21 protein-coding genes and 2 pseudogenes are annotated in these 23,992 nt (G+C 74.7%); 9 read left to right on the top strand and 14 right to left on the bottom strand.

Annotated elements, in window-relative coordinates; genetic code table 11:
- Positions 1 to 123: 123 nt before the first annotated feature.
- Positions 124 to 1,296 carry a cytochrome P450 gene (locus tag HOP40_RS10930; protein ID WP_172157340.1) on the top strand — a complete coding sequence of 391 codons (1,173 nt, stop codon included), beginning with the start codon at positions 124 to 126 and terminating at the stop codon, positions 1,294 to 1,296.
- Here the strand turns inward: HOP40_RS10930 and HOP40_RS10925 are convergent.
- A complete protein-coding gene (locus tag HOP40_RS10925) occupies positions 1,293 to 2,951 on the bottom strand; it encodes an AMP-binding protein (RefSeq protein WP_172157338.1) in 1,659 nt (552 codons plus the stop codon). The two genes, HOP40_RS10930 and HOP40_RS10925, sit on opposite strands and share 4 nt — an antisense overlap.
- 125 nt (positions 2,952 to 3,076) lie before the next feature.
- Here HOP40_RS10925 and serS point away from each other — a divergent pair, with 125 nt between their 5' ends.
- Entirely contained in the window at positions 3,077 to 4,342 is a 1,266-nt protein-coding gene (gene serS / locus HOP40_RS10920) for a serine--tRNA ligase (protein ID WP_172157336.1), read from the top strand.
- A gap of 27 nt (positions 4,343 to 4,369) precedes the next feature.
- Here the strand turns inward: serS and HOP40_RS10915 are convergent, their stop codons facing one another.
- The gene (locus tag HOP40_RS10915) at positions 4,370 to 5,545 is read right to left on the bottom strand and encodes a S8 family peptidase (protein WP_172157334.1); all 1,176 of its coding nucleotides are present in this window, start codon (positions 5,543 to 5,545) and stop codon (positions 4,370 to 4,372) included.
- 143 nt (positions 5,546 to 5,688) lie between these two features.
- Between HOP40_RS10915 and HOP40_RS10910 the strand changes: the two genes are divergently transcribed.
- The gene (locus HOP40_RS10910) at positions 5,689 to 6,303 is read left to right on the top strand and encodes an AMIN-like domain-containing (lipo)protein (RefSeq protein ID WP_172157332.1); all 615 of its coding nucleotides are present in this window, start codon (positions 5,689 to 5,691) and stop codon (positions 6,301 to 6,303) included.
- A 762-nt stretch (positions 6,304 to 7,065) separates the two neighbouring features.
- Here the strand turns inward: HOP40_RS10910 and HOP40_RS36765 are convergent.
- The 4 genes and pseudogenes from HOP40_RS36765 to modA form a co-directional block, all read right to left on the bottom strand.
- Positions 7,066 to 7,632 (bottom strand): TOBE domain-containing protein, encoded by a 567-nt coding sequence (locus HOP40_RS36765; protein WP_420821816.1) that lies wholly within the window; start codon positions 7,630 to 7,632, stop codon positions 7,066 to 7,068.
- 39 nt (positions 7,633 to 7,671) lie between these two features.
- A pseudogene (locus tag HOP40_RS36760) lies at positions 7,672 to 8,097 on the bottom strand (ABC transporter ATP-binding protein); the annotation flags it as partial.
- A 70-nt stretch (positions 8,098 to 8,167) separates the two neighbouring features.
- Complete coding sequence (locus HOP40_RS10900; protein WP_172168197.1) at positions 8,168 to 8,935, bottom strand: ABC transporter permease; 768 nt, start codon at positions 8,933 to 8,935, stop codon at positions 8,168 to 8,170.
- 56 nt (positions 8,936 to 8,991) lie between these two features.
- A complete protein-coding gene (modA, locus tag HOP40_RS10895; RefSeq protein ID WP_338053058.1) occupies positions 8,992 to 9,831 on the bottom strand; it encodes a molybdate ABC transporter substrate-binding protein in 840 nt (279 codons plus the stop codon).
- A gap of 69 nt (positions 9,832 to 9,900) precedes the next feature.
- On the opposite strand from modA, the gene HOP40_RS10890 reads away from it, so the two are divergent.
- The 3 genes from HOP40_RS10890 (at position 9,901) to HOP40_RS10880 (ending at position 12,590) form a co-directional block, all read left to right on the top strand.
- A complete protein-coding gene (locus HOP40_RS10890; RefSeq protein ID WP_172157318.1) occupies positions 9,901 to 11,106 on the top strand; it encodes an acyl-CoA dehydrogenase family protein in 1,206 nt (401 codons plus the stop codon).
- 148 nt (positions 11,107 to 11,254) lie between these two features.
- Entirely contained in the window at positions 11,255 to 12,316 is a 1,062-nt protein-coding gene (gene moaA, locus HOP40_RS10885) for a GTP 3',8-cyclase MoaA (protein WP_172157316.1), read from the top strand.
- A 13-nt stretch (positions 12,317 to 12,329) separates the two neighbouring features.
- Complete coding sequence (locus tag HOP40_RS10880) at positions 12,330 to 12,590, top strand: MoaD/ThiS family protein (RefSeq protein WP_275691347.1); 261 nt, start codon at positions 12,330 to 12,332, stop codon at positions 12,588 to 12,590.
- 7 nt (positions 12,591 to 12,597) lie between these two features.
- Here HOP40_RS10880 and HOP40_RS10875 read toward each other — a convergent pair whose 3' ends face one another.
- Entirely contained in the window at positions 12,598 to 13,572 is a 975-nt protein-coding gene (locus HOP40_RS10875; RefSeq protein WP_172157312.1) for a P1 family peptidase, read from the bottom strand.
- Between the two features lie 164 nt (positions 13,573 to 13,736).
- On the opposite strand from HOP40_RS10875, the pseudogene HOP40_RS10870 reads away from it, so the two are divergent.
- A pseudogene (locus HOP40_RS10870) lies at positions 13,737 to 14,318 on the top strand (2OG-Fe(II) oxygenase).
- A gap of 30 nt (positions 14,319 to 14,348) precedes the next feature.
- On the opposite strand, the gene HOP40_RS10865 reads toward HOP40_RS10870, so the two are convergent.
- Complete coding sequence (locus HOP40_RS10865) at positions 14,349 to 15,437, bottom strand: alpha/beta hydrolase fold domain-containing protein (RefSeq protein ID WP_172157310.1); 1,089 nt, start codon at positions 15,435 to 15,437, stop codon at positions 14,349 to 14,351.
- 123 nt (positions 15,438 to 15,560) lie between these two features.
- On the opposite strand from HOP40_RS10865, the gene HOP40_RS10860 reads away from it, so the two are divergent.
- Complete coding sequence (locus HOP40_RS10860; protein ID WP_172157308.1) at positions 15,561 to 16,154, top strand: TetR/AcrR family transcriptional regulator; 594 nt, start codon at positions 15,561 to 15,563, stop codon at positions 16,152 to 16,154.
- Here HOP40_RS10860 and HOP40_RS10855 read toward each other — a convergent pair.
- The 6 genes from HOP40_RS10855 to mftF all read right to left on the bottom strand — a co-directional run bounded on the left by HOP40_RS10855 (position 16,151) and on the right by mftF (position 22,820).
- On the bottom strand, positions 16,151 to 16,396 hold the full coding sequence (locus HOP40_RS10855; protein WP_172157306.1) for a hypothetical protein: 246 nt from the start codon (positions 16,394 to 16,396) through the stop codon (positions 16,151 to 16,153). The two genes, HOP40_RS10860 and HOP40_RS10855, sit on opposite strands and share 4 nt — an antisense overlap.
- 58 nt (positions 16,397 to 16,454) lie before the next feature.
- Positions 16,455 to 17,216 carry an SRPBCC family protein gene (locus HOP40_RS10850; protein WP_172157304.1) on the bottom strand — a complete coding sequence of 254 codons (762 nt, stop codon included), beginning with the start codon at positions 17,214 to 17,216 and terminating at the stop codon, positions 16,455 to 16,457.
- Positions 17,217 to 17,288: 72 nt separating this feature from the next.
- Positions 17,289 to 18,140 (bottom strand): FAD binding domain-containing protein, encoded by an 852-nt coding sequence (locus HOP40_RS10845; protein ID WP_172157302.1) that lies wholly within the window; start codon positions 18,138 to 18,140, stop codon positions 17,289 to 17,291.
- On the bottom strand, positions 18,137 to 20,617 hold the full coding sequence (locus HOP40_RS10840) for a xanthine dehydrogenase family protein molybdopterin-binding subunit (RefSeq protein WP_172157300.1): 2,481 nt from the start codon (positions 20,615 to 20,617) through the stop codon (positions 18,137 to 18,139). Before HOP40_RS10840 ends, HOP40_RS10845 begins: the two co-directional genes overlap by 4 nt.
- A 2-nt stretch (positions 20,618 to 20,619) precedes the next feature.
- Positions 20,620 to 21,138 carry a (2Fe-2S)-binding protein gene (locus tag HOP40_RS10835; protein WP_172157298.1) on the bottom strand — a complete coding sequence of 173 codons (519 nt, stop codon included), beginning with the start codon at positions 21,136 to 21,138 and terminating at the stop codon, positions 20,620 to 20,622.
- A 218-nt stretch (positions 21,139 to 21,356) separates the two neighbouring features.
- Positions 21,357 to 22,820, bottom strand: coding sequence for a mycofactocin biosynthesis glycosyltransferase MftF (gene mftF, locus HOP40_RS10830; RefSeq protein WP_172157296.1), 1,464 nt, complete (start codon positions 22,818 to 22,820; stop codon positions 21,357 to 21,359).
- Positions 22,821 to 22,856: 36 nt separating this feature from the next.
- Between mftF and HOP40_RS10825 the strand changes: the two genes are divergently transcribed.
- Positions 22,857 to 23,990: an alkaline phosphatase family protein gene (locus HOP40_RS10825; protein ID WP_172157294.1), complete on the top strand. Its 1,134-nt coding sequence runs from the start codon at positions 22,857 to 22,859 to the stop codon at positions 23,988 to 23,990.
- Positions 23,991 to 23,992 lie beyond the last annotated feature (2 nt).

Genomic DNA, 23,992 nt, shown 5'->3' with positions numbered 1-23,992 from the left:
ACCGCACGACGAACGCGCCCTGATGCCTGGGCCGCCTTCTGGGCCCACCTGCCGACACCGGGACGCGTCGCACCAGCTTAGCCCGGCGGCACCCGTCCGTGCAGCGGCCGCGAGGATGCCCGGATGCACCCCGACGCCGCGACCCGGCACGAGTGGCGGCTGCTGCTCGCCGCCCGGCCCGCGCTGGCCGCGCTCCTGCTCGGCGGGCGCGCGGCCGTCCCCCTCCGCCGCGTCCCGCGGCTGGGCTGGGTCAGCGCCGACCCGCTGGTCGCCCGCGAGGTGCTCACCGACCACCGCTCGTTCACCCTGCTCGGCGAGGGCGGCGTCGGGCACCTGTGGGCGCAGGTGCTGGGCGACTGGGTCTACGACTTGTTCGACGGCGCCGGCCACCACGACCTGCGCACCCGCGCGCGCGACCTGTTCACCGAGGCGACGGCCGCGGCGCTGGTCCGGGGCGCGTGGTCGCAGCGCCTCGCGCAGGCGCGGGAGGCGCTCGCGGCCGGGGAGACGGTCGACGTCGCCGACCTCGCCCGCGTGCTGGTCGGGCGGATGCTCGCCTCGCTGCTCGGCCTGGGCGACCTCGACGACGACCGCGCCCGCGCGCTGTTCGCCACCGGCGAGCGCCTGGCCGCGACGGCGCTGGGCAGCGCCGCCGACACCACGCTGACGCCCGCCGCGGTGGCCGGGGCGAAGGCGATCGTCGACGACCTCACCCGCGGCGTCCCCGACGCGTGGGCGCACGCCGGCCCGGAGACGCTGCTGGGCCGCTGCCGCGCGCTCGGCCTCGGGCTGCGGGAGACCACCGGGCTCTCGGCGCTGCTGATGGTGGCGGGCACGGAGACCGCGGCGTCGGCGATGGGGCGGACGGTCGCGCTGCTGCACGACACCGGCGCCCAGCACCGCCTGCTCGCCGACCCCGCCGCGCTGCCCGACGCCGTCCGCGAGGGGCTGCGCGTCACCACGCCCGCCCCGGTGATCGGGCGGTCGGTGCGGCGCGACGTCACCGTGGCCGGGCGGCGGCTACGCGCCGGGGAGCGGATCGTGCTGCTCACCTGGACGGCCAACACCGCCCCCGGCGGTTTCGACCTCGACCGCCCCTACCTGCCCGAGAACCGCCAGCTGTGGTTCGGCGCGGGCCGCCACCTCTGCCTGGGCGCCCCGCTGGCCCGCGCGGAGCTGGGGGCGCTGCTGGAGGCGGTCACGGCCGCCGGGCGGCCGTGGACGGTGGTGCGGCGGGCACCCGCCCGCCGCGCCCTCGTCCCGACCTACCGCGAGCTCTCGGTGCGGATCGCCTAGGCGTTCCTGACCGCCGCCGCGTCCTCGAGCCCGAGCAGGCCCACGCTCTTCTCCCGCATCTCGACCTTGCGGACCTTGCCCGTGACGGTCATCGGGAACTCGTCCACGACCATCACGTAGCGCGGGATCTTGTAGTGGGCGAGCTTGCCGGTGGCGAACTCGCGCACCTTCTCCACCGTCAGCTCCTCGGCGCCGTCGCGCAGCGTCACCCAGGCGCACAGCTCCTCGCCGTACTTCGCGTCGGGCACGCCGATGACCTGGGCGTCGAGGATGTCGGGGTGGGTGTAGAGGAACTCCTCGATCTCGCGCGGGTACACGTTCTCGCCGCCGCGGATGACCATGTCCTTGATGCGGCCGGTGATGTTGAGGTAGCCCTCGTCGTCCATGATCCCGATGTCGCCGGTGTGCATCCAGCGGGCCGCGTCGATCGACTCGGCGGTCTTGTCGGGCTCGTTCCAGTAGCCCAGCATCACCGAGTAGCCGCGGGTGCACAGCTCGCCGGGCTCCCCGCGGGGCAGGGTCAGGCCGGTCTCCGGGTCGACGACCTTGACCTCCAGGTGCGGCCCGACGCGGCCGACGGTGGCCACGCGGCGCTCCAGCGAGTCGTCGACGCGGGTCTGCGTCGACACCGGCGACGTCTCGGTCATGCCGTAGCAGATCGAGACCTCGGTCATCCCCATCCGGTCGACGACCTGCTTCATCACCTCCACCGGGCACGGCGAGCCGGCCATGATCCCGGTGCGCAGCGACGACAGGTCGTAGTCGCCGAAGGTGGGGTCGTTGAGCTCGGCGATGAACATCGTGGGCACGCCGTAGAGCGAGGTGCACCTCTCCTGCTGCACCGCGTGCAGCGTGGCCTTCGGGTCGAAGCCCTGGCCGGGGATCACCATCGTCGAGCCGTTGGAGGTGCACGCGAGGTTGCCCATGACCATGCCGAAGCAGTGGTAGAAGGGCACCGGGATGCAGACGCGGTCCTCGGGGCCGTAGCCGCAGAGCCGGCCGACGTTGTAGCCGTTGTTGAGGATGTTGTGGTGGCTCAGCGTGGCGCCCTTGGGGAAGCCCGTGGTGCCCGAGGTGTACTGGATGTTGATCGGGTCGTCCGGGCTCAGGTCGGCCTGGCGGCGCGCGAGCTCGGCGGCGTCGCCGGTGCGGCCGGGCTCGACGAGCGCGTCCCAGTCGGGGGTGCCGATGAGCACCACCTGGCGCAGGTCGGGGCAGTTCGGCCGGACCTCCTGGATCATCGCCGCGTAGTCGGACGTCTTGAACGCGGTGGCCGCCACCAGCACCGAGATCCCGGCCTGCTTGAGCACGTACTCGAGCTCGTGCGTGCGGTACGCCGGGTTGATGTTGACCAGCACCACGCCGATCTTCGCCGTGGCGTACTGGACGAGCGTCCACTCGGCGACGTTGGGCGCCCAGATCCCGAGGCGGTCGCCCTTCTCCAGGCCCGCCGCGACCAGACCGAGCGCCACGGCGTCGACCTCCGTGCGCAGCTCCCCGTAGGTCCACCTCCGGCCCGTCGGGACCTCGACCAGCGCGTCGACGTCCGGCTGCGCGAGCGCGGTGCGGTCGAAGTTGTCGCCGATCGTGTCGCCGAGCAGCGGGACCTCCGACGTACCGGAGGCGTAGGAGGGGACGGCGGGGGCGAGGGACACGGGAAGACCTTTCACACGACGGCGTGGTTCGCGCACATCCTGCGACGGGGACGCGCCGCGTCGCCACCTCCGGATGGGGAGACGCCACCCGGAAGGCGGTGGCGCCGCGCCGATACCCTGGTCCGATGCACGACCCCCGCGTCCTGCTCGATCCCGCCACCGACGCCGTCCGCCGGCTCGCCCGGCGCGGCCACTCCCTCGACGTCGCCGCGCTCGAGAAGCTGCTCGCCGCGCGCAACTCCGCGATCGGCCGGGGCGACGACGCGCGCGGGGAGGCCAAGCGCGTCGCCACGTCGGTGAAGGGCGCCTCCCCAGAGGAGCGCCCCGCGCTGGTCGAGCGCGCCCGCGAGCTCAAGGCCGTCGTCGCCGCGGCGGAGGAGGAGCACCGGACGCTGGAGGCGGAGCTGCAGGACCTGCTGCTCGGCATCCCGAACCTGCCCGCCGACGAGCTGCCCGACGGCACCTCCGACGCCGACGCCGAGCTGGTCCGCAGCTGGGGCGAGCCGCCGGTGATCGACGCCCCGCTCGACCACGTCGACCTCGGCGAGAGGCTCGGCATCCTCGACCTCCCGCGCGCCACCAAGCTCGCCGGCCCGCGGTTCGTCGTGCTCAAGGGGAAGGGCGCGAAGCTCGAGCGCGCGCTCGCCCGCTACTTCCTCGACCTCGCCGAGCAGCACGGCTACACCGAGTTCTCGGTGCCCACGCTCGTCAACGCCACCACGATGACGGGCACCGGGCAGCTGCCCAAGTTCGAGCAGGACCTGTTCCGCACCGGCGTCGACGAGCGCGCGCTCTACCTCATCCCCACCGCCGAGGTGCCGCTCACGAACCTGCACGCCAAGGAGACCCTCGACGCCGAGGCCCTCCCGCTCGCCTACACCGCGCACACCCCGTGCTTCCGCTCCGAGGCCGGGTCCTACGGCCGCGACACCCGCGGGATGATCCGCGTGCACGAGTTCTCCAAGGTCGAGCTCGTGCGGTTCGTCGACCCGGCCCGCTCGCGCGAGGAGCTGGAGCTGCTGCTCACCCACGCCGAGGCCGTGCTGCAGGGCCTGGGCCTGGCCTACCGCGTCGTGCGGCTCGCGGCGGGCGACATCGGCTTCTCCTCGGAGTACACCTACGACATCGAGGTGTGGCTGCCCGGCCAGCAGGCCTACCGCGAGATCGCGTCGGCGTCGGACTTCGGGACGTTCCAGGCCCGACGCGCCGGCATCCGGACGAAGGCCAAGGACGGCACCCGCGGGTTCGCGGCCACGCTCAACAGCTCCGCGCTCCCGATCGGCCGCACGCTCGTCGCGCTGCTGGAGCAGGGGCAGCAGGCCGACGGGTCGGTCCGGATCCCCGAGGCGCTCGTCCCCTACACCGGGTTCGACGTCCTCAGCCCGGCGTAGGCCCGCCCCGGCCCAAGCCACCGACGGTCAGAGGCCGCCGGTGCTCAGCAGCCGGTTCGCCGTCCCGCCGTCGTCGCCCCCGCGTACCGCGCCGGGGGTGGCGTTGGCGACGAGCCAGCGCTCGACGTCGGCGCTCGAGGCGTCGCCGTAGGTCGCCTTGTAGAGCGCGGCGACCCCCGCCGCGTGCGGTGCGGCCATCGAGGTGCCCGTGTAGGACGCCGTGCCGCCGCCGGGGACGCTGGAGACGATGCCGGTGCCGGGGGCGTAGAGGTCGACGCAGCTGCCGGTGCTCGAGGAGGAGGCGCGCTGGTCGTCGATCGTCGAGTTGGCGACGACGAGCACCCCGTCCGACGCGCGGGGCGCGACGCCGCAGTCGTCCGCCCCGGTGTTGCCCGCCGAGGAGGCGACGAAGACCCCGTCGCCGACGAGCGAGCTGACGGCGCTGAGCAGGACGTCGGACGGGCCGTAGCTCCACGACATCACGGCGACCGACGGGCCCCGGCGGTTGCGCGCCACCCAGTCGATGCCCGTGAGCAGCGAGGACAGCGTGCCGGCGCCGGAGCAGTCGAGGACCTTGACCGACCGCACCTGCGCCTCCTTCGCCACGCCGTAGTCCCGGGCGGCGGCGATGCCGGCCACCACGGTGCCGTGGCCGTCGCAGTCGCCGGAGATGTCGTCGACGGTGTTGACGGCCTCGCTCGCGCGGCCCCCGAACTGCGGGTGGGTGACGTCGACGCCGGTGTCGAGCACGTAGACCGTGACGCCCGCGCCCGTCGCCCGGGTCGTGTAGGTGTTGTCGAGCGGGAGCGCGCGCTGGTCGATGCGGTCCAGGCCCCAGTTCGGCGGGTTGCGCTGCACGCCCTCGGTGAGGGCGTCGCTGGTGCGGCGGGAGCGCGGCTCGAGCGGCGTGATCCGCAGGTCCTCCTCCACCCCGATGACGCCGGGACGGTCCTGCAGCTCCTGCACCTGCACCCGCGAGAGCCGCGCGGCGAAGCCGGAGAACGCGCGCTCGAACAGCACCGTCGGCTCCACCCCGAGCGCCCGCGCCGCGGCCCGCGCCTCGGCCACCGTGCGGGCGTGCACGACGTAGTCCGAGCCGGCGTCGGGCTCGGGCTGGCCGGCGCTCGCGGCCGGGCCGAGCACCGTCGTCAGGCACAGCAGCGCGATCACCAGGGGGGCGAGGCGCAGGATCAGGCGGGTCACGGGGAGCGACGCTACGTTCACCGCGCGGTCGCCGACAGTGACACGATCGGGGCTCGGGTGACGTGTGTGCCTGATGGTGTGACGCTGGGTTGACGTGCCCGGGAGCGGTCGCTCCACCGGGGCGACGCCCTACGCTCCGCCCGATGACCACGCTCCGTCCGCCCGCGCTGGCGCTGGCCGGACTCCTGCTCGCCGCGGGCTGCGCCGGCGCCCCGACCTCCCCCACCCCGGTCCCGCCGCTGCCCGCGCCGGCGTCGACCGCGCCCGTCGCCGCCACCACCGCGCCCGCGGACACGACCACCGCCACCGCCCCGGCCGACCCCGCCGACCTCGTCACCGAGGCCTCCGCCGACAGCCCCGGCTTCGGCCTGCTGAAGGCCGTGCGCCTGGCCGGGCAGGACGGCGTCGACCGGATCGTGTTCGAGTTCGACGGCGCCGTCCCCGGCTACCGCATCTCCTACGCCGACCTCCCGGTCACCTCCGACCCCGCGGGCGAGGAGGTCCCGCTGGCCGGCGGCGCCGCGCTGCAGGTGTCGCTGATCGGGTCGAGCGCCTACGCCCAGCTCGGCGACCCCCAGCCCGCCTACCCCGTGGCCCGCCGGATCGCCGGGGGCGACACCTCGCAGGTCACCGAGCTGGTGAATCTCGGCGACTTCGAGCGGGTGCTGGTGTGGGCCGCCGGGGTGCGGGAGCGCACCGGCTTCCGGGTGAGCACGCTCAACGGCCCGCCGCGGTTGGTGATCGACGTGGCGCACTAGCCCGATCCCGATCGTCGGGAGTGCGACGTGGTGGTCGTCGTGGGGGCGGTGGTGTCACGGTCCTGGTGGCCGCGGGCCGGTGATCGTCGGAAGTGTGACGTGGCGGTCCTGCGGACGACCGCCACGTCACGTTCTCGCCGATCTTCGCGACCAACCCGCCGCCGGGCCGCGCTCCGGCCGGCCGGACCCATGATCACCAGGAGTGTGACCTGGCGGTCGTCGCCGCGGTGGTGTCACGTTCCCGGCGGCGCCGTCGGCCGGTGAGCGGCGGACGTGCGACGTGGCTGCCGCGCGGACGTCCGTGACGGCACCACCTCGGCGATCTCCGCAGTGGCGGGCCGCCGGGCCCCGCCCCGCCGGCCGGAGCCCTTGATCGTCGGAAGTGTGACGTGGCGGTCGTCGCCGGGGCGCTGGTGTCGCATTCCTGGCCGCGGCAGGCCGGTGATCGCCGGAAGTGCGACCTGGCGGTCGTCGCGGGGGCGCTGGTGTCACATTCCTGGCGGTGCCAGGCCGGTGATCGGCGGGAGCGCGACGTGACGGTCGTGCGGACGACCGTGGCGGCACCTTCCCGGCGATCTTCGCGGCGACCCCGCCGCCGAGCCCGACCGAGCCGCCGGGCCCGACCCAGCCGCCGGGCCCGACCCCGCCGCCGAGCCCGACCCCGCCGCCGGGCCCGCCCCCGCGCCGCTCCCGCTCCCGCAGCCGCAGCCGGAGCCGGAGCCGGAGCCGGAGCCGGAGCCGGAGCCCAGGCAGGCAACCACCTCACCCCGCCGCGTGGATCGCCACCTCCGTGGCCTTCACCGCGAACCACAGGTCGTCGCCCGGCTCCACGGCCAGGTCCGCGACCGCCGCCGGCGTGACGTCGGCGGCCAGCCCCTCGACCCACACCGGCCCCCCCGGCACCGCACCCGCCCGCAGCCGCACCACGTCCCCGCGGGGCTCGATGGCGGCCAGGCGCACCGGCAGCACGTTGCGCGGGCTGCCGGTGGGGCGGGTCGCGTGGACGGCCACGGCCGACGGCGGGAACACCGCCACCGCCGCCTCCCCGGGCTCCACGCCCTCGGCCCGGCCCGAGACCAGCAGGCCGTCGGGGGTGCGCAGGCCGGCCCCGTCGCGGACGCCCGGCACGAGGTCCAGGCCGGCGATCCGCGCGGTGAAGGCGCTGCGCGGGCGGGCCAGCACCTCCCGCACCGGGCCCTCCTCGACGACCCGCCCGGCGGTGAGCACGACGACCCGGTCGGCCAGGACCAGGGCGTCGAGCGCGGAGTGCGTGACGAGCACGGCGGTCTGCTTCGCCTCGCGGATGACGCGCCGGAGGAGCCCGCGCATCGCCGGGGTGGCGTCGACGTCGAGCGCGGCCAGCGGCTCGTCGAGCAGCAGGAGCCCGGGCTCGGGGGCCAGTGCGCGGGCCAGCGCGACCCGCTGCTGCTGGCCCCCCGACATCTGCGACGGCCTGCGGTCGCCGAGCGCGGTCGCGTCGACGCCCGCGAGCAGCTCGTCCGCCCGCGCCCGGGCCTCCCGGCGCGGCACGCCGTGGGCGCGGGGGCCGAAGGCGATGTTGTCGCGCGCGGTGAGGTGCGGGAACAGCAGCGCCTGCTGGGCGAGCAGGCCGACCCCGCGCAGGTGCGGCGGCACGTGCACGCCCGCCGCGGTGTCGGTGACGACCCGCTCTCCCACCCGCACCGAGCCCTCGTCGGGGCGCAGCAGGCCCGCCAGGACGCCGAGCAGCGTCGACTTGCCCGCGCCGTTGGGTCCGAGCACCGCCAGCACCTCGCCGGGCGCGGCCGACAGCGCCACGTCGAGGGTGAACGCGGGACGGCGGACGACGAAGCACGCCTCGACGCCGGTGCTCATGACAGCCACCTCATGACAGCACCGCCCGCGGCCGCGCCACCGCGATCACCACGACCGCGACGACGACGAGCAGCAGCGACAGCGCCACGGCGGCGTCGACGTCGGACTCGCGGGCGAGGTAGACGAGCAGCGGCAGCGTCCGCGTGGTGCCCTCCAGGCTGCCGGCGAAGGCGATCGTCGCCCCGAACTCGCCGAGGCACCGGGCGAACGCCAGCACCGCGCCCGACAGCAGCCCGGGCAGCACCAGCGGCACCGTGACCCGCCTGAACGCCAGCCACGGCGAGGCCCCGAGCGTGGCGGCCACCGACTCGTAGCGCTGCCCGGCCGTGCGCAGCGCCCCCTCCAGGCTGACGACGAGGAACGGCAGCGCCACGAACGTCTGCGCGAGCACCACCGCGCCCGTCGTGAACGGCACCGTGATCCCGAACGCCAGCTCCAGCCCCTGCCCGACGAGCCCGGTCCGGCCGACGAGGTAGAGCAGCGCCAGCCCGCCGACGACGGGCGGGAGCACCAGCGGCAGCAGGACGACCGAGCGCAGGAACTGCATCCCCGGCAGCCGGCCGCGGGCGAGCACCACCGCCAGCGGGCCGCCCAGGGCGATGCACAGCAGCGTCGACACGGCCGCGGTGACCAGCGAGAGCCGCAGCGCGCTCAGCGACGCCCGGCTGAGCAGCAGCTCGGGCAGCCGGGTGAGGTCGGTGCGCAGGACGAGGCCGACGACGGGCAGCGCGATCAGCGCGAACGCGATCCCGGCCGGGACCCACAGGAACCGGGGCAGGCCGACCGCGGCGTCGTGGCCGTCACGGCGCGCGGTCCGCGAGGCGGAGGCTGTGGTCACGGCGCCCCGACGAACCCGGCGTCCGCCAGCACGGCCCGGCCGTCGGCGCCGGTGACCAGCGCCGTCCAGGCCCGCGCCAGCTCGGCCTGCGGGGCCGAGGCGAGGACGGCGATCGGGTAGTCGGTGACGGCCTGGTCGGCCTCGGGGAACGCGATGCCCTCGACCGCGCCGCCCGCGGACGCCACGTCGGTGACGTAGACGAGGCCGGCGTCGGCGTTGCCGGTGGTGACCCGGCCCAGCGTCGAGCGGACGTCGGGCTCCTCGCTGACCGGCGCCAGGGTGATCCCGGTGGCCGTCTCGATCTTCTCGACCGCGGCGCCGCACGGGACCTGCGGCGCGCAGACGACGACCTGCAGGTCCGGGCGCGCGAGGTCGGCGAAGCCGGTGATGCCCTCGGGGTTGCCCGGCGCGGTGACGATCTCCAGCCGGTTCCGCGCGAACACCGTCGGCTCGCCGTCGAGCAGGCCCGCGTCGACGACCGTCGTCATCGTGGCGGTGCTCGCGGAGGCGAACACGTCGGCCGGCCCGCCGTTGACGAGCTGCTGGGCGAGGTCGGAGGAGGCGCCGTAGTTGAGGACGACGTCGACGCCGGGTTCGGCGGCCTCGAACCGCGCCTCGAGCTCGGTGAACACGTCGGTGAGCGACGAGGCGGCGAACACCGTCAGCGTGCGCGCCCCGGGACCCGGCTCCGCGGGTGCGGAGCCGGTGGCGCTCCCCCCGCAGCCGGCCAGGACCAGCACGGCGGCACCGACGGCCAGCAGACGCACCTTCACGGGATTCCTCCGGGGGGTCTCGGCGACGGGACGGACGGCGTCGGCGATCCTGAACTGCGGCACGACAGGGATACTAAGGGCGCAGTTGCGAGTTTGACCAGGGGACCCCCGTCGTGTGGTGCAATGCCTGTCGTGGACTTCGAACCGAGTGCCGTCGCCGCCGACCACACGAAGCGCATGCGCGCGTTCCTCGACGAGAAGGTGCTCCCCGCCGAGGCCGTCTACGACGCCTTCCGCGCCGAGCGCCGGGGCACGCCCCAGGAGTGGGACCTGCCGCCGGTGGTCGAGGAGCTCAAGGCCGACGCGCGGGCCCGCGGCCTGTGGAACCTGTTCCTGCCCGCCGTGTCCGGGCTGTCCAACCTCGAGTACGCCCAGGTGGCCGAGGTGTCCGGCTGGTCGCCGGTGATCGCGCCCGAGGCGATCAACTGCCAGGCCCCCGACACCGGCAACATGGAGACGCTGCACCTGTTCGGCACGCCCGAGCAGAAGGCGGAGTGGCTGGAGCCGCTGCTGGCGGGCGAGATCCGGTCCGGGTTCGCGATGACCGAGCCCGACGTCGCCTCCTCCGACGCCACCAACGTCCAGACCACGATCCGCCGCGAGGGCGACGAGTACGTGATCTCGGGGCGCAAGTGGTGGATCTCCGGCGCCGCCGACGCGCGCTGCAAGATCTTCATCGTCATGGGCAAGACCGACACGGAGGCGGCGACGCACCGCCAGCAGTCGATGGTGCTGGTGCCGCGCGACACCCCCGGGCTGACGATCACGCGCAACCTGCCGACGTTCGGCTACCAGGACCAGCACGGGCACTCCGAGCTGGTCTTCGAGGACGTCCGCGTGCCTGTCTCGAACCTGCTCGGCGAGGAGGGCGGCGGGTTCGCCATCGCCCAGGCGCGGCTGGGCCCCGGCCGCATCCACCACTGCATGCGCCTGATCGGCATGGCCGAGCGCGCGATCGACCTCATGGTGCGGCGCGCGCAGTCCCGCGTCGCGTTCGGCCGTCCGCTGTCCGAGCAGGGCGTGGTGCGCGAGCAGATCGCGCAGTCGCGCATCGAGGTGGAGCAGGCGCGGCTGCTGGTCTACAAGACCGCGTGGCTGATCGACCGGTTCGGCGCGAAGGGCGCGGCCACCGAGATCGCGGCGATCAAGGTGATCACCCCGCGGATCGCCTGCGACGTCATCGACCGCGCCATCCAGGTCCACGGCGGCGCCGGCATGAGCGACGACACCCCGCTGGCCTACTTCTACGTCTGGGCGCGCGCGCTGCGCCTGGCCGACGGACCCGACGAGGTCCACCTGCGCACCGTCGCCCGGCAGGAGCTCGGCCGCCACAACTGACCGCGGCGTGGCCCGGCTCACCTTTTGGAGGGCGTCGAGCCGGGCACCTGCGGCACGCTGAGGGCATCCGATCCGCTTCTGCGGAACGCGACATCCGTGCAGGTCATGGGCCGAATGGACCAGAGGACGGGGCCGCTACTCTCGTGTGGTGACGCCATCCGAGCTCGGCCTCCCCGCTGTGCGGAGGGCCACCACCCGAGACCCGGCACGCCCCGACGACGCCCGCCTGATCGACACGTTCGGGCGGGTCGCCACCGACCTCCGGATCTCGCTGACCGACCGCTGCAACCTGCGCTGCTCCTACTGCATGCCCGCCGAGGGCCTGGACTGGATGCCGCGCGACGAGCAGCTCACCGACGAGGAGCTGCTGCGCCTCATCGGGATCGCCGTGCGCGATCTCGGCATCGAGGAGCTGCGCTTCACCGGCGGCGAGCCGATGCTCCGCAAGGGGCTGGAGGGGCTCGTGTCGGCCTCGGCCGCGCTGGAGCCGCGCCCCGACATCTCGCTCACGACCAACGGCATCGGCCTCGCGCGCCGCGCCGAGTCGCTGGCGGCCGCGGGCGTCAACCGGCTCAACGTCTCGATGGACACGCTGCGCCCCGAGCGCTTCGCCACCATCACCCGGCGCGACCGCCTCTCCGACGTGCTCGACGGCCTCGCCGCCGCCCGCGCCGCCGGTCTCGGCCCCGTCAAGATCAACACCGTGCTGCTGCGCGGCCTCAACGACGACGAGGCCTGCGACCTGCTGCGCTTCGCCGTCGAGGGCGGCTACGAGCTGCGCTTCATCGAGCAGATGCCGCTCGACGCCCAGCACGGCTGGGAGCGCACCGAGATGGTCACGGCGGGCGAGATCCTGGAGAAGCTGCAGGCCGAGTTCACGCTCACGCCCGACTCCGTCGCCCGCGGCGGCGCCCCGGCCGAGCGCTGGATCGTCGACGGCGGCCCGGCCGCGGTCGGCGTCATCGCCTCGGTCACGCGCCCGTTCTGCGGCGCCTGCGACCGCACCCGCCTCACCGCCGACGGCCAGGTCCGCTCGTGCCTGTTCGCCCGCACCGAGACCGACCTGCGCGCGATGCTCCGCGGCGGCTGCTCCGACGCCGAGATCGCCGGGTCCTGGCGCGACGCCATGTGGGGCAAGCTCGCCGGCCACGGCATCGACGACCCGGGCTTCCTGCAGCCGGACCGTCCGATGAGCGCGATCGGGGGCTAGGAGGATGGACACCATGACCACCACCACCGTCACGGTGCGCTACTTCGCGGCCGCCCGGGCCGCCGCGGGCACCGAGGCCGAGAAGGTCCAGCTCCCGACGGGCTCCACCGTCGCCGCCGCCCTCGACGCGCTCCGGGCCCAGCACGGCCCGGAGTTCGCCGTGGTGCTGGCGCGGTGCAGCTTCCTGCTCGACGAGGTCGCCGTGCGCGACCAGGCCGTCCCGCTGGGCCCCGACGCCGTCCTCGACGTCCTGCCGCCGTTCGCAGGCGGCTGAGCCCCGCTCAGGCCCGCCCGACCACATCGCGGTAGCTCCGCCACCCGCCCACCGGGCGGGCGGCGAGCACCGCGTTCGCGATCGCCCGCGCCACCACCTCCGCGGCCGCCGCGTGCAGGGCCACGAGCTCGGGCAGCTCGGGGGCGGGCCGGGCGGCGGTGGACAGGCCGAACACGACGTCGCCGTCCATCGCGGTGTGCACCGGCGACAGCGCGCGGGCCATCCCGTCGTGGCCCATCGTGGCGAGGCGGCCGCAGCCCGCCTTGTCCAGGGCGAGGTCGGTGGCGACCACGGCCAGCGTCGTGGCCGTGCCCGCGGCGGGCGGGCCCGGTACGGCGAGCGCGCGCAGCTCGGCGAGCGCGTCCGGACCCACGTCGAGGTCCGGGCCGGGGCCGAGCAGCCGCCCCGTGCGCAGGTCCACCGCCGACCCCACCGCGTTGACGACGACGAGCGCCGCCACCACCGCCCCGCCGGCGAGTGCGGTGCTCGCGGTGCCGATCCCGCCCTTGAGCCCGCCGGCCACCGCCCCCGTCCCGGCCCCGACGACACCCTGCTCCACCGGGCCGTCGGAGGCCGCGTCGAACGCCGCCGCGCCCGTCGCGGCGCCGGGGCGCGCGGAGAAGTCGCCCCCGCGGCCCAGGTCGAACACGACGGCGGCGGGCACGATCGGCACCACCCCGCCGGGCACGGCGAACCCGGTGCCCGCGGCCTCCAGCCGCTCCACGACGCCGTGCGCCGCGGCCAGCCCGTAGGCGCTGCCCCCGGACAGCACGACCGCGTGCACGCGCTGCACGGTGGCGCCGGGGTGCAGCAGGTCGGTCTCGCGGGTGCCGGGCGCGGCGCCGCGCACGTCGACCCCGGCGAACGCGCCCTCCGGCGGCGCGAGCACGACGGTCGTGCCGCTGAGCGCCCCCGGCCCGGCCAGGGCGGCGTGGCCCACCCGCAGTCCGGGCACGTCGGTCAGGGCGTCGAGGAGGGCCATGGGCCCATCCTGCCGTCGGATTCCCGCCAGCGGGCCCGACGGGCCGCGGCGATGCTGGGGCGGTGCACACACCCGACTGGACCGCGCTGGAGGCGCGCCTCGACGCCGACGGCGTCGCCCTCACACCCCTGCTGACGCCGGACGAGTGCGCGGAGACCGCCGCGATGTTCGACGACGACGAGCGCTTCCGCAGCACCGTCGTGATGGCCCGGCACAGCTTCGGCGAGGGCAGCTACCGCTACTTCGCCGACCCGCTCCCGCCGCTGGTCACGCACCTGCGCGAGGTGCTGTACCCGCCGGTCGCGGCGATCGCGAACCGCTGGGCGGAGCGCCTCGGCGAGCGCGCGTTCCCCGCGACGCACGCGGGGCTGCGCGCCGAGTGCGCCGCGCTCGGCCAGGTCCGCCCGACGCCGCTGCTGCTGCGCTACGGGCCCGGCGGCTACAACTGCCTGCACCAGGACGTCTAAGGCGACCTCACGTTCCCGCTGCAGCTCGCGGTGCTGCTGAGCCGGCCCGACGAGGACTTCACCGGCGGCGAGAGCGTCTTCGTCGAGCAGCGGCCGCGGCAGCAGTCACGGCCGGTGGTGCTGCGGCCGCGCCTGGGCGAGGCCGTGCTGTTCCCGGTGCGCCACCGCCCCCGGCTCGGGGCGCGCGGCTGGAGCCGGGTGCAGATGAGGCACGGGGTCAGCGCCGTCCACGGCGGCAGCCGGCACGTGCTCGGCGTGATCTTCCACGACGCGCCCTGAGCCCGTGCCGCGCCGACCCGTAGCGCTCCCCTACCCCAGCGACCGCGCGAACCCGCTCACGTCGCGCACGGCGGCCAGGTACACGTCGGGCATCGCGCCGCGGAACAGCAGCTCGCCGACGTGGCACAGGCCCAGGTTCACCTTGCCGACCGAGCTGACGCCCGAGCGCAGCAGCAGGCGGTGGTACGCCAGTCCCTCGTCGCGGAGCGGGTCGAGCTCGTTGACCGACACGACGTGCGGCGGCAGCCCCTCGACGTCGGCGGTGCCGGCGCGGTACGGCCAGCACGTCACGTCGTCGGCGTTCGCGCCCTCGGGGTCGTAGACGGCGGCCAGCAGCGGGAACAGCTGCGTGTTGAGCCAGTACCGGTCGTTCTCCCGCAGCGACGCCAGCTCGGTGGGCGCGTCGGTCCAGGCGCCGAGGATGTAGGGGCACTGCGCGTAGACGCCGGCGATCTCGTCGACCCAGCCCTCGCGGCGGGCCTTGAGCGCCACGGCGAGCGACAGGTTCGCGCCGCCCGAGTCGCCCGTGACGACGACGTGGGTGCCGCCGAGCTCGGCGAGGTGCGCGTGCACCCAGCGCAGCCCCGCGGCGACGTCGTCGAGCCCGGCCGGGAACGGGTGCGACCCGCGCACGCCGCCGCCGTTGCGGTACTCCACGCCGACCACGACGTTGCCCGCCGCGGCGAGCTCCTCGCGCCAGCGCCGGTAGAGCGGCCCCTCGGTGGACAGCATGACCATGCCGCCGCCGTGCACCTGGTAGATGCAGGGCAGCGGGCCCGGCGCCCCCTCCGGCCTGTGCACGTGCAGCAGGATGTCGTGCCCGCCCTCGCCGGGGATCGTGATCAGCTCGTGGGTGACGCCCTCGAGCGGCGGCGAGCCCTCGGCCAGCGCCGTGAACAGCCCCTCGAACCCGACCTCTGCCGCCTCGACGAAGCCGAGCAGCTGCTCGCGCGGGGCGTCCGGGCCCAGCGGCGCGTCGTCGCCGTGGCCGTCGATGCCGAACGCCCGGAACACCGCGACCATGCGCGGGTCGGCCCGCGGGTCGGTGCCGATCGTCAGCGCCGGGTCGCCCAGGCGGCCGGGTGCGGCGGCCGCGCCCACGGGGGTGTCGATGCTCATGCGCTCTCCTCGTCGAGATCTGCGACGCATCGGCCCGTTCTTCGCACGGATGCGACAGATGCGCGATGCGTCGCATAGTATGAGCCGCGTCACAAGGGCGCGTCAACGGAAGCGGGGCGAGGAGTGCCGGAGCAGGCCACACCGCTGGAGCGCCAGCTGGCCGGCGGTCCGGCCGGTCGGCCCACCGCGCTCGACGCGTTCGTCGCGGCCCGCCGGGGCTTCCAGGCCGGCGAGCGCCTGGACATGCAGGCGCTGGCCGCCGAGCTGGGCGTCAACCGGGCCACGCTCTACCGGTGGGTCGGGTCGCGCGAGCTGCTGCTGCGCGAGGTCGTCTGGTCGCTGACGCGGCGCACGCTGGCCGACCGCGCCGACGGTGAGCCGCTCGCCGAGACGCTCACCCGGTTCGTCCGCGACGTGCTGGCGCACCCGGGCATGCACCGGTTCGTCTCCGAGGAGGGCGAGACGGCGCTGCGGCTGCTCACGCTGCGCGGCGGCGGTTACCAGCAGCGGCTGATCGCGCTGGTGCGGGAGAGGATCGTGGCCGAGACGGCGGCCGGGCGGCTGTGCAGCCCGGTGCCGGTCGACGACCTCGCGTACACGCTGGTGCGGGTCGTCGAGTCCTACGTCTACCTCGAGGTGATCACCGGCGAGGAGCCCGACGGCGACCGCGCGGGCCGCGTCCTGCGCGCCCTGCTGCCCGGGCCGCAGAACTCCTAGGTCGAGTGCTCCTGGGTCGGGTCGACGTCGCAGACCGGGAAGGGCAGGCGGCCGGAGACCTTGACCCACCAGACGTCGTCGCCGCGGTGCAGGCGCAGGGCGTAGCGGTCCTCGCCGGTGCGCTCCGGGGGCAGGAGGACGCCGATGCGCGCCCAGACGGGGGGCCCGTCGCCCTCCAGCGGCAGCTCGACCCACCAGCCCTCGACCATGCCGCCGGCGGTGATGGACATCTGCTCGGTCACCCGCACATGCTGACAGGGCCGGCGCACCGGCGACCACGGGGTCGCCGGTGCGCGGGGCTCAGGCGCGGGCGCGCCGGATCAGGAAGACGATCAGGAACAGCAGCGCGCCGCCGCCGAGGACCGGGGCGAGGCGCTTGAGGACCGGGCTGCCCGCGGTGTCGAGCAGGTCGATCGCGTCGATCTCGCTCTTCATCGGGGTGAACTGCTTGGCGGGCGCGGTGGCCGTGACGCCGGAGGTGGCCGGGGTCGACGACAGCGTCGGGCCGGACGCCGCGGTGCCCGAGGCGGCGGTGCCCGAGGCCGCGGCACCGTTGGTGCCCGCCGCGGTGTCGGACGAGGACGCCGCCGCCGGGGTCGGGGCGGGGGCCTCGACCTCGGGCGCCAGCTTCTTCGCCACGCACGCCGCGAACTGACCGATGATCTTGTCGGCCACGTCGGAGATGACGCCGCGGCCGAACTGCGCCGGGCGGCCGGTGATGGTCATGTCGGTGACCATCGTGACCGCGGTCTTGTTCGGGCCGTCGGCCACCATCGTGCCGGTGACGGTGGCGTTCGCCGTGCCGTTGCCGCGCGAGTCGCGGCCGCTGGCCTCGATCTTGACGGTGTGGTTGGCGTCGTCCCGGTCGACGTAGGTGCCCTTGCCCTTGTAGGTCAGGGAGATCGGGCCGAGCTTCACCTTCACGGTGCCGGTGAAGGACTCACCCTCGTACTCGGTGAGCGTGGCACCCGGGAAGCAGGGCGCGATCATGTCGGGCGTGTTGAGAGCGACCCAGGCCTTCTCGATGGGCGCTTCGATGGTGAACTTGTTCTCCAGCTGCATGGGGTCTCCTCACGAGACAGACGCCCGTCCCGGCGGCCGGGACGGGCGTCTGCGAAACGGTTCGAGCGGGCGTCAGCCGGCGGCGGTGAGCACCGCACGGCCGGTGAGCACCTTGGCCAGGTGCTCACGGTAGTCCGCGGCGGCGTCGGCGTCACTCGGAGCCGCCGTGCCCTCGGTCGCGTGCTCGGCCGCGGCGCGGATGGCGTCGGCCGTGGCCGGCTGTCCCACCAGCGCCTGCTCCACGCCGGTGGCGCGGATCGGGGTGGTGCCCATGTTCGTCAGCCCGACGCGGGCCTCGGAGATGGTGCCGCCGTCGACCTTGACGGCCGCCGCGACCGCGCACATCGACCAGGCCTGCGCCGTGCGGTTGAACTTCTCGTAGTGGCTGCCCCAGCCGGTGTACTTCGGGAACCGGATCTCGGTGAGGATCTCGGCCTCGCCGATGGCGGTCGTGAAGTAGTCGACGAAGAACTCCGCCGCGCTCACCGTGCGGGTGCCCGAGGCGCCCGCGATGACCAGCTGGGCGTCCAGCGCCAGGGTGGGGGCGCCCAGGTCGCCCGCGGGGTCGGCGTGGGCGAGCGAGCCGCCCAGCGTGCCGCGGTGGCGGACCTGGTTGTCCGCGACGGTCTCGGTGGCCTGGCCCAGCAGCGCGACGTGCTGCTTCACCAGGTCGTCCCGGACGATGTCGTGGTACGGCGTCATGGCGCCGATCACGATCTGGTCGCCGTCCTCGCGGATGCCGCGGAGCTCCGCGATCCCCCCGAGATCGATGATCACCGACGGCGCCGCGAGGCGCAGCCGGAGCACCGGGATGAGGCTCTGGCCGCCGGCCAGGATCTTGGCGTCGTCACCGCCGTCGGCGAGTGCCTGCACCGCCTCGGCGACCGACGCCGGCTTGACGTAGTCGAACTTGGACGGGATCACTGGACCTCTCCCTGGGGGTTGTTCGGGTCGATCGAGCCCAGGCCGGCACCCGGCGAGTGGGTGTCGATCGGGGTCTCCTGGGTGGCGACGCCGCGGGCGTCCTGGATGGCGCGCCAGACGCGCTGCGAGGTGCAGGGCATCTCGACGTTGGTCACGCCGAGGTGGCGCAGCGCGTCGATGACCGAGTTGACGACGGCCGGCGTCGAGGCGATCGTGCCCGCCTCGCCGACGCCCTTGACGCCCAGCGGGTTCGACGTCGCCGGGGTGGAGACCGTCGAGGTGTCGAAGCTCGGGAGGTCGGCGGCCGAGGGCAGCGTGTAGTCGACGAACGTGCCGTTGACGAGCGTGCCCTGGTCGTCGTAGTTGGCCTCCTCGAACAGGGCCTGCGCGATGCCCTGGGCGAGACCGCCGTGCACCTGGCCCTCGACGATCAGCGGGTTGACGACGGTGCCGATGTCGTCGACGCAGACGTACTTGCGCAGCGTCACGCGACCGGTCTCGGTGTCGATCTCGACGGCCGCGAGGTGCGTGCCGTGCGGGAAGGAGAAGTTCTCCGGGTCGTACACGGCGTCGGCGTCGAGGCTCGGCTCCATGTCCTCCGGGTAGTCGTGCGCCATGAACGCGGCGAACGCGATCTCCTGGATGGCCTTGCCCTTGTCGGTGCCCTTGACCGTGAACGTGCCGCCCGAGAACTCGATGTCGTCCTCGGACGCCTCGAGCAGGTGCGCGGCGATCTTCTTGGCCTTGGCGACGACCTTCTCCGCGGCCTTGACGATCGCGATGCCGCCGACGACGAGCGAGCGCGAGCCGTAGGTGTCGAGGCCCTTCGGCGAGATCTGCGTGTCGCCGTGCAGTACCTCGACGTCCTCGAACGGCACGCCGAGCTGGTCGGCGACGATCTGGCTGAACGCCGTCTCGTGGCCCTGCCCGTGCGCCGAGGCGCCCGTGATGACCTCGACCTTGCCGGTGGCCAGCATGCGGATGCTGGCGGCCTCCCAGCCGCCGGCGCCGTAGGCCAGCGAGCCCAGCACGCGCGAGGGCGCGAGGCCGCACATCTCGGTGAAGGTCGAGATGCCGATGCCGAGCTGGACCGGGTCACCGCTGGCGCGGCGCTCCTCCTGCTCGCGGCGCAGGCCCGCGTAGTCGAAGGCCTCCATCGCCTGGGCGGTGGCCTGCTCGTAGTTGCCCGAGTCGTAGGTCAGGCCCACGACCGTGGTGAACGGGAACTCCTCGTGGGTGATCCAGTTCTTCTTGCGCAGCTCCATCGGCTCCATGCCGAGCTCGACCGCGAGCTCGTCCATCATCCGCTCGATGCCGAACGTGGCCTCGGGACGACCGGCGCCGCGGTAGGCGTCGGTCAGCGTCTTGGTGGTGAAGACGTTGGTGCAGGTGAACTTGAGCGCCGGGATCTTGTAGATCGCGTTGAACATGAACGCGCCCAGGATCGGGACACCCGGGCCGACGAGGCCGAGGTAGGCCCCCATGTCGGCGAGCAGGTGGACGTCCAGGCCGGTGATCGTGCCGTCCTTCTTGGCGGTGATCGTCAGGTCCTGGATCTGGTCGCGGCCGTGGTGCGCGGCGAGCAGGGACTCCGACCGGCTCTCGTTCCACTTGATCGGCTTGCCGGTCTTCTGCGCGAGGACGACGCAGAGCATCTCCTCGGGCAGGACGCCGATCTTGCCGCCGAAGCCGCCGCCCACGTCGGGGGCGATGACGCGCAGCTTGGACTCCGGGACGCCGAGCGTCACCGTGGTCATGGTGCGCAGGATGTGCGGCACCTGCGTGGCGGCCCAGACGGTGATCTGCTCACCGGTCGGGTCGACGACGCACGCGCGCGGCTCCATGAAGGCGGGGATCAGGCGCTGCTGGATGAAGCGGCGCTTGACGACGATCGAGTCGGGGTCGGCCTCGGCCGCGGAGATGGCGGCGGCGACGTCCTCGCCGGTGCCGGCCGCGCCGGAGTCGAACACCCAGGTGGCGTTCTCGTTGGTGCCGAGGTCCGGGTGGACCAGGGTGGCACCCTCCTTGATCGCGTCCTCCATGTTGAGGACGGGCTCGAGGGGCTCGTAGTCGACCTCGACGAGGTCGGCCGCGTCGCGGGCCTCGGCGGCGGAGCGGGCGAGCACCACGGCCACGCCCTCACCGGCGAAGTGCACGGTGGTGTTCGCGAGCAGCGGGCGCTGCGGGGCCTTCATGTCCGGCGTGATCGGCCAGGCGCAGGGCAGGCCGACGGCCTCGACACCCAGGTCGGCCGCGGTGTAGACGCCGATGACGCCGGGCGAGGCCTCGGCGGCGGACTTGTCGACGCCGGTGATGGTGGCGTGCGCCAGCGGGGAGCGCACCACGTGCAGGTGCAGCATCCCGTTGAGGTTGATGGAGTCGGTGAACTTGGTCCGGCCGGTGATGAGGCGCGCGTCCTCCTTGCGGGTGCGCGCCTTGCCGAACTCGAGCGTGGTGGGATCAGCGGTCGTCGTCATGCTCAGTTACCTCCACCGGCCACGGGGACCGGGGCGTCGGTCTGGGCGTGCGCGCCGGGCTTCATCTTCTGGGCCGCGCTCTGCACCGCCCGGACGATGTTCTGGTAGCCCGTGCAACGGCAGAGGTTGCCCTCGATGCCCTCGCGGACCTCGTGCTCGTCGGGGTCGGGGTTGTCCCCCAGCAGGTCGATGGCCTGCATGATCATCCCTGGGGTGCAGTAACCGCACTGCAGGGCGTGCTTCTCGTTGAAGGCCTCCTGAACGGGGTGCAGCTTCCCGTCGCGGGCGATGCCCTCGATCGTGGTGACCTCGGCGCCGTCCGCCTGGACCGCGAGGACGGAGCAGGACTTCACGCTCTGCCCGTTGAGGTGGACGGTGCACGCACCGCAGTTGCTGGTGTCGCACCCCACGAGGGTGCCGGTCTTGCCGAGGCGTTCCCTCAGGTAGTGGACCAACAACGTACGGGGCTCGACGTCGTCGGCGTAGTTCACGCCGTCGACGGTGACCCGGACCTGTGCCATGTGTCTTCTCCTAGGCAACGACGTCGGTAGGTGGTGGCCGACCACACCGGTGTGGCAGCGCCCACATCTCACCGCTGATCATCGGGGCCCGCAACAAAGCTCACCCTGGCCTGGAGCGCGCCGTCCGGCGCTCGTCGGACGCCTGTCCGTACGGATCCGTAGACGCGGAACGAATCACCCCACGACTCCGCAGGAGCGGGCGCCTCACACCGACTTAATCAACCGTTCGGACCAACCCGGAGGGCTGGTCCGGAGGGTAGGAGGGGTGCCGCGGTGCGGTGCGCGGCCGCGCCCCACCACAGCCCGGCGCCGTAGGCGAGGTCGTCCAGGCGGTGCGCGAGCAGGTGCGAGACGGGGTCCGGGCGCACGCGCGCGTCGCGGCCGCGGTGGCGCCACCAGTCGACCGCGCCCTCGGCCAGCGCCACGGCCAGCACCCGGCGGCGGGCCCGGCGCGACACCGCACAGGCGGCCAGGGACAGCGGCCAGTAGTGCCGGGTCACGGCGTCGGCCGTCTGGGACACCGCGCCCAGCGCGCCGAGCCCCACCAGCCGCGCGGCGGTGGTCCGCGGGCGGCGCACGTCGAGCCGGCGCGAGAGGCGCTCGACGGCCACCGCGCCGACGACGCCCGCCGCGGCCAGCGCCCACGGCCGCCCCACCAGCGCCAGCGCGGCGACGGCGGCCGAGGTCGGGCTGAGCACCATCGGCGGCACGGCCCCGTGGTGGCGCAGCGCGAGCGGCGCCGCGCCGGTGCCGTACTGCGCCTTGCGCCACCACCACGCGCGCAGCGTGGTGCGGTGGTCGTGCGCCACGCGCGCGTCGGGCACGTAGCGCAGGCGGTGGCCGCCCGCGTGCAGGCGCAGGACGAGGTCGACGTCCTCGGCTACGTGCATCGCCTCGTCGAACCCGTCGCCCACGGCCTCGCGGCGCACCACGACCGCCGCACTCGGCACGTACGCGACCCGGGAGCGCGGGACGACGAGCGCCGGGTCCGGCCCCAGGTCGAGCGAGGAGTGCACGGCCTCGTAGCGGCCGAGCCAGCCGACGACCGGCGCGAGGGCGACGATCCGGGGCGCGGCCAGCGCCACCGCCGGGTCGGCGAACACGGCCAGCAGCGGCGCGAGCCAGCCCGGTTCGGGCACGACGTCGGAGTCGAGGAACGCCACCAGCGGCGTCGACGCGGCGCGCAGGCCGGTGTTGCGCGCGGCCGAGGCACCGCGGCTGCGCCCGTGGCGCAGCACCCGCGCCCGCGGGCCCGCCGCCGCCCGGATCGCCGCAGGGTCGGCCGAGCCGTCGTCGACGACGACCAGCGCGCCGACCTCGCCGACCGCCGCCACCAGCCGCGCCAGCCCGTCGACGCGGTCCTTCACCGGCACGACGACGGTGACCGCGTCCGGCCCCGGCCCCGCCGGACCGCCGACGGGGTGGGCGATGCCGACGTCGAGCAGGCGGCGGGCGAGCGCGCGCGAGGTCGGCCCGTCGACGGTGAACGCGCCCGGCGCCAGCAGGTCGCGCCCGGCCCGGGCGAGCCGCAGCATCCGCGGGGGCGCCCCGCCCAGCAGCACCGCGCCGTCGTCGACGCTTCGGGTGCGGCGGTCGAGCGCCACCCGGAGCCCCTCGGGGAGCACCGTGCTGGCGGGGCCCTGCTCCCCGGCGTGCTCGTCACCGACGGGCGTTCCGTGCATGGCAGGAGCCTAGGGCGTGTCTGGCACGCTCCACCCGTGTTCCCGCTCCCGCTCTACGGCCACCGCTCCCTCGCCGAGGTGCTGCCCGCGCTGCTGCGCGCGCTGGGCCTGCCGGAACCGGAGTCGGACCTCGTCGTCGAGCCGGCGCGGGCCGCCGCGCTGCTCCTGGTCGACGGGCTGGGTCGGGAGCTGCTCGACGCCCACGCGGCCGACGCCCCGTTCCTGTCGTCGATGGCCGACGCCGGCCCGGTGACCGTCGGCTTCCCGTCCAGCACCTCCATCTCGCTGACCTCGGTCGGCACCGGACTGCCGCCGGGCGCGCACGGCGTCCTGGGCATCTCCTTCCGCGTCGGGGGCGAGCTGCTCGACTCGCTGAAGTGGACCTCCCACGGCGCCGGCGACGCCGTCGACCTGCGCGAGGCGCTGGTGCCCGAGCAGGTGCAGCCGTCCCCGACGGCGTTCGAGCGGGCGGAGGCGGCCGGCATCGGGGTCACGGTCGTGTCCCAGCGGGTGTTCCGCGGGTCGGGGCTGACCCGCGCGGCACTGCGCGGCGGCCGGTTCCGCGGCACGCACGCGCTGGGCGACCTCGCCGCCGAGGTGCTCGCCGCGCTCGCCGGCCCGGAGCGGCGGCTCTGCTACGGCTACCACGCCGACCTCGACGCGATGGGCCACCTGCACGGCCCCGGCAGCGTCGCCTGGCGGATGCAGCTCGCGCAGGTCGACCGCCTCGTGCAGCGGATCGCCGAGGACCTGCCGCCGGGCGCCGTGCTGGCGGTGACCGGCGACCACGGGATGGTGTCGGTCGACCGCATCCACGACGCCGACACCGACGACGCCCTGCGCCAGGGCGTCCTGCTGCTGGGCGGCGACGCCCGCGCCCGCCACGTCTACGCCCGCCCCGGTGCCGCCGACGAGGTCCTGGCCGCGTGGCGCGCCGTCCTGGGCGACGACGCGTGGGTGGTGCCGGGCGAGCAGGCCGCGGCCGACGGCTGGTTCGGGCCGGTCGCCCCGGCGATGCGCAGCCGGATCGGCGACGTCGTGGTCGCCACCCGCGGCACGGCCGCGGTCATCCGGTCCGAGGCCGAGCCGCTGATCTCCCGGATGCCGGGCCAGCACGGCTCGCTCACCACGGCCGAGCAGCTGGTGCCGCTGCTGCTGGTCAGGTCGTAGCG

Origin of the sequence: Pseudonocardia broussonetiae, from assembly GCF_013155125.1 — a bacterium.
In the GTDB taxonomy this organism is placed as follows: domain Bacteria; phylum Actinomycetota; class Actinomycetes; order Mycobacteriales; family Pseudonocardiaceae; genus Pseudonocardia; species Pseudonocardia broussonetiae.
The sequence above is the reverse complement of the archived record's forward strand: the minus strand, read 5'-3'. Positions and strand labels throughout refer to the sequence as shown.